This is a genomic window from Okeania sp. SIO2B9 (assembly GCF_010672505.1).
Classification (GTDB): domain Bacteria; phylum Cyanobacteriota; class Cyanobacteriia; order Cyanobacteriales; family Microcoleaceae; genus Okeania; species Okeania hirsuta.
This window is the reverse complement of the sequence record NZ_JAAHGK010000505.1, coordinates 1-4,981: the sequence shown is the minus strand read 5'-3', so window position 1 is coordinate 4,981 and position 4,981 is coordinate 1. Positions and strand designations below refer to the sequence as shown.

General features: G+C 45.1%; 4 protein-coding genes. All 4 read right to left on the bottom strand.

Features of this window, described 5'->3' with window-relative positions; translation table 11 throughout:
* Positions 1-37 precede the first annotated feature (37 nt).
* The 4 genes from F6K13_RS17855 to F6K13_RS17840 all read right to left on the bottom strand — a co-directional run bounded on the left by F6K13_RS17855 (position 38) and on the right by F6K13_RS17840 (position 4,712).
* Positions 38-292, bottom strand: a complete 255-nt coding sequence (locus tag F6K13_RS17855) for a LodA/GoxA family CTQ-dependent oxidase (RefSeq protein ID WP_287287929.1) — start codon at positions 290-292, stop codon at positions 38-40.
* Between the two features lie 54 nt (positions 293-346).
* A complete protein-coding gene (locus F6K13_RS17850; protein WP_287287928.1) occupies positions 347-1,456 on the bottom strand; it encodes a hypothetical protein in 1,110 nt (369 codons plus the stop codon).
* Between the two features lie 451 nt (positions 1,457-1,907).
* Entirely contained in the window at positions 1,908-3,086 is a 1,179-nt protein-coding gene (locus F6K13_RS17845) for a nucleoside hydrolase (protein WP_287287927.1), read from the bottom strand.
* A 594-nt stretch (positions 3,087-3,680) separates the two neighbouring features.
* Positions 3,681-4,712: a tryptophan 7-halogenase gene (locus F6K13_RS17840; protein ID WP_287287930.1), complete on the bottom strand. Its 1,032-nt coding sequence runs from the start codon at positions 4,710-4,712 to the stop codon at positions 3,681-3,683.
* Positions 4,713-4,981: the final 269 nt, after the last annotated feature.

Sequence of the window (4,981 nt, the reverse complement as noted above, 5' to 3'; positions counted from 1 at the left end):
CTGCTTGTTTTTAGTGGGGCGATTACAATCGTATCAATCATCGGTAAGTTGCCTCTTGATCAGTATCCTTGAGTTCTCCAACAACTTGACCAGCAGCATTGTAGCCATAAATTCGGAATCGAGCCGCTTCACGTTTAATCGCTCCGTTGTCATCACGAGTACTCTCTGAAGTAGGCTCGATAGTTTCTGGCCCGATGTAATAGCCATTTTCACCTTCAAGCTGACTATTTCCCACGCGGGCTATTCCAATTCCAGGATGAATGGCGGCGCGAACTATGTTGTCCAAATTCATATTTAGTTACTCCTTTAATTTTAGTGTTGTTTTTTTTGCTAATCGCCTCTAGTTTCACTGATTATCTTGACACCCTTGTGGCGCTGCCGGCCAAACGGCGTTAGGCCGAGGGACTTGCGGTTCTCCGATAGGTTCCCCATTGACATTGCGTCGAAGCTCTGCTGAAGCTTGGTAGACAACCTTCCGAGCTTCTGCAATGGAACCAACTGGTTTGTGTTCTTCCAGAGTGCGCCACGGGTGAAAAGATAGTGTTTCACCATATTCTGCTTGTCCTCGGGCGGTTATGTCTTGCTGAGGAAGAATCAGTGTCGCAACGTGAATGGGTTCCGATTCTTCTTCGTCCCAGCGAACAGTTGCCTGATCGGTAGGCATTTCTTGCTCGTTTGTTTGCAACTGAACGAAAAGCTTCAGCCGTGCCTCACCTTTTTTAAGTCGCTGCACTAAGTCAGTATGCAAATAACTTATATAGTTGTAATCGGGTTCACTTTCTGCTTCTGGAACTTCCTCTGGCTCTAATTTGTACTTGCTATATGTATGATTAGGGCTATCCTCTTTTCCAAAATGAAAGGGTATGGCGCTCCAGAGATCGGTGTCGAGGACAGAAGGCACTTCCTTAGCCATTTCTGCAAGAATTGCTGCTGTTGTGGGATGATCTGCCAACCATTTGTCCCTGTCACCAGTAAAACCAGCTTTCGTAAATTCACACATCTTCTGTGCATTATCTACAAAAAAGATATCTATGTTTTGCAAAAGCAAGTCCATGGTAGGAGCATCTTCGTCGGGAGAGAGGATTTTTTTTCCCGGAACGTCAAAAACTTTAATCCCGATACCCACTGTAGTTTTATGGTCTAGATATCCATCGCGGATATCGCTGGAATAACGAACCCAGACTGGATAGCTTTTTCCAGGTTTGCTAAATAGACCAACCATCAAATTTTTTGGTAGATCGGGAACAATTTCTAAGCGTCCGTGGGCAACGCCATGTAAGCGCAGAAAAACGGGGCGACGGGCGGGGTCTTGCCCATCTTCAATCCGTCCCATCTGCACCTTGTCAACGAACATCTCTTTGAGGCACTCAATTGCAGCTTCAGTATTATCACAGGATGTCGCACATATAGAGTTAGCACTATCTGAGGCTATGGCAGAGGCAGGCTCGCCTAACATTAACAGCGTTCCCAAGACTGTAGAAAAGATAACGGCTAAAAGCCGAATCATTGGTCGTTTCAAGTTTTGCACTAAGAATCTCTCCTTTGTTTTTTTAGTTTCTCAAGCTTTATATTTAGCTTGGTATAGTTTTCTAACACTCCTTCACAAAAAGAAATAAATTGCCTAAGTTTTTGCTTCTGTTAAGTCGGCGTTTTCGGCTAAGAGCCGACATAAAACGCTGCGCGACATGGAAAGGGAAGCATGACCTCAAGAAAAGGGGGACCCTAGCAGCAGCTATATCGCCTTTTCCTCCTTCTCTCCATCCTACAATCAAACCTGACCATAAAATAGAAAATAGACCTTTTTGAAAGAGGGCGATCGAGGATTTCTCAATTGCATCAGATGCTCTTTCAAAATAAGGGAGGGTGCCTGAATAAAGAGACAGACAAGACCAAATAATCCCATTGCTTTATCGAGATGACCAATTCTTTAATTGTTCGGCAAACTGGGGAAAAATAGCATTCACCGAAATTTGATGAGCTTCCCGCATCCAATGTCCGTCTGGGTTCACCTCCCATTTTTTCTCGTTGGTCAGAATTGGGGACTTAACCAAGCTTGATGGTACGGAACCTGGGTTTAACAACCAAGCGACATTCGCGATATCCCAAATCACCCAACTGCGACCTATCCAACGGGGATCGGATAAACCTTCGGGTTTGGGGATGCCATAAAAATCAAATAGGGGATTATCCATATAGCGATCGCACAGGAACTTACCCACTTCTCCAGATTCTTGAAACCAGTCCCTGAGATTGGACAAGGACATATTTAATTGTTGAGCGATATAAAATCCAGGGATATAAACCAAAGGCACGCCACTGTTGAATAAGAGTTGCGAAGCATATAAATCTTGTTCTAGATTAAGGGAACCATTGACCAGATGGCGAACATTAGTCGGAAAACCCGCATCCCAAATGACAACAATATTTGGTAATATATCTGGGTTCATTAGTATAGCTGAAGCAATATTAGTTGGAGCAGCGATCGCTATAACATAAAGCGGCTCTTCTGGAGAAGCAGTTAATGCCAACTCAACCAAATGTTCTACCGCTTCACTTTGCTCTGGTTCAGAGGCACTTCTCATAAAGTGAGTTGCACCTTTAAATACCTTTTCCTGGGCATCACAACCCATAAGTTCAAATAGCTTTAATATGCTATCATAACTTTCATCTATGCCACCATTTTTTTCGCCATTTAGGTGAGAGTCATCTTTTAGATCATCTTGGGTAATACCCAATTCTTTGATTGATTCAATTCTTGTTTGATAACCCGATAAAAATGCTTTTTGCTGTTCAGTCCTGTCATTCTCATCAATGTCATCAATCTTATAAGCTTTAATCAACTTATTAAGCCTGGCTTCAAATGAAAAAGGTGCTACATATACAGCTTCCAGGTTAACTTGATTTAGTTCATTTGAGGGAGACAACTGTTGTAGCAATAACCAAGCTAGAGCAAAATAATCATCTACTTCATTATTAAAGTCCGTATCCATAACCACACGCAAAGGCTTTTTCTTTGCTGTCGGTGGTATCAAAATGCGTTTCAAATCATCATCGGACAATTGAGGAAATTGTGCTGGTTCTGACATAATAAAGCTTTTGTGGTTAAAGATAACTGTTGCTAATGGTACTTGAAAAAGAGGCGTTGCTGAATCAAGGTATGAAAATAAAAACTAAATAATCTCAAGTATTTGTTATTCAATAGTTTAGTAATTGCCAACAAATACAAATCATATCATGTCCGCTTGAATACTTACACCTTGGTGGAGGGAAGGCAGAGGGCAGAAAGCAGGAGGCAGAAGGGTTTCTTGCAATTGTGATTTATTTTATACACAAACGATGCTACCGGACATAATATCATACCCACGCATCAGCAACGCCGTTTTTTGCTTTCTCGAGCATTGTATTTGATTCGGTGTGATTTTCTCACACTTTTTTCCCAAAAAAAATAAATTGCTCTACTTCTTACTTCTGTTAGGTTGGCGTTGGCGGAGCAAGGGCGACAGTTATATCGCCGCCTCATCTATTTTCGATAGCGTGAATGATTGGTTTTGTTCTACAAGTGTTCCAACTCGAAATTCCTTCTACTGACTTTCTAGCCTACCCCTACCAATGTTCGGCTATTTCTTTGTGGACAATTTTACTATTCCAATATTGATTATGGGCTGTTGAAATTTTCCAGTCTACCGACTTATTTTTAGTCCCGCCTTATGCCGATCGCCAACTAGAATTTGCTGTGCTAACAAATATTGCAGGGCCTCGATCGCTCGATAAGCCGAAAGTCGATCGCAACGAGCGAGAAACTCCCCGACCACATCGCTAGCGGCTTTCCCTCCAAGGCAGAGTTCGCACAGCAGATGCAACTCTTGACGGGGTAAGTACATCTTCAGCCGTTTGAGTTGCCGATCGCTTTCGGGCGATCGCTCCCACCACAATTTTTGTGACGGAGAAAGGCCAATCTGAAGGCGGCGTGGCTGCCAAAATGGAGACAAAGGCCAGCGCCTTTCCAGACTATAATACTTGCGTCGGTCTTCGAGATACAACTCAAACTGACGCCGAGTCCGAGATTCGTATTCCCTCAAGGCTTCTTGATCTCCATTTAAGTAGCCCAGAGTCGCTTCAGCAGCCCAAAGCCCCGATGTCAATGCCTTGTATATCCCCGCCGAAGAAAGGGGATCGAAGGTACAAGCGGCATCCCCCACTGCCAGCCAACCCTCCCCTACCATTGCATCTAAGTATTGAGAAATAGCCGGTTGGATCTGGAGCCTGGAGATAGAAGTGGCCCCGGCAACCATTTCTCTAACATAGCGGGTTTTTTCCAGATCGGCCTTCCAGTTTTCCCAGCGAGAAAATGGATGTTGGCGCAAGAGTTGCCGATCGCTCATTAAGGTAACAATCGCTCGATTATCTGGCAAGTGGGCTGCATACCACCAACCCAACTCCGCCGCTTCTAGCAAGGTGTAGCGATCTACCCTAGCCTGTTTTTCTAACTCGAACACTGTCGCTATCCCCAGCAAGCCGTCTATTCTGACCGGACTAGCTCCCTGTTGGCAGGCGAAGGCGCTCCGCCGTCCGGTGGCATCGATCGCAAAAGTGGCTTTTAATTGCGATCGCGTCCCCTCTGCATCCAGAAATTCTAGATGCCATTGGCCGTTGTCCTGGCGATCGCTCCCGACTAAGCGCATCCCTCGCCTGAGAATAGCGCCCTTTTGCACGGCTCTCTCTTCTAGGGAGGCATCGAACCGACTGCGGTTTAAATGCCAGCCATTTCCCTGGAGAGAAAAAAAGAAATCCCGAAAACCCAATTCTGGGCTTCCCCAGGCAGAGCGGTTGCCCAGAGAGGGGAGATGTTCTCCCGTCTCCAGGATATCCAGGACTCCTAGTTCTCCCAGAGGCGATCGGATGTTCGGGGGAACCGTTTCGCCGATGCGAAAGGTATTTTGCGCCGATCGCTCCAGAATTGCTACTCTCAGACTGGCGCGCT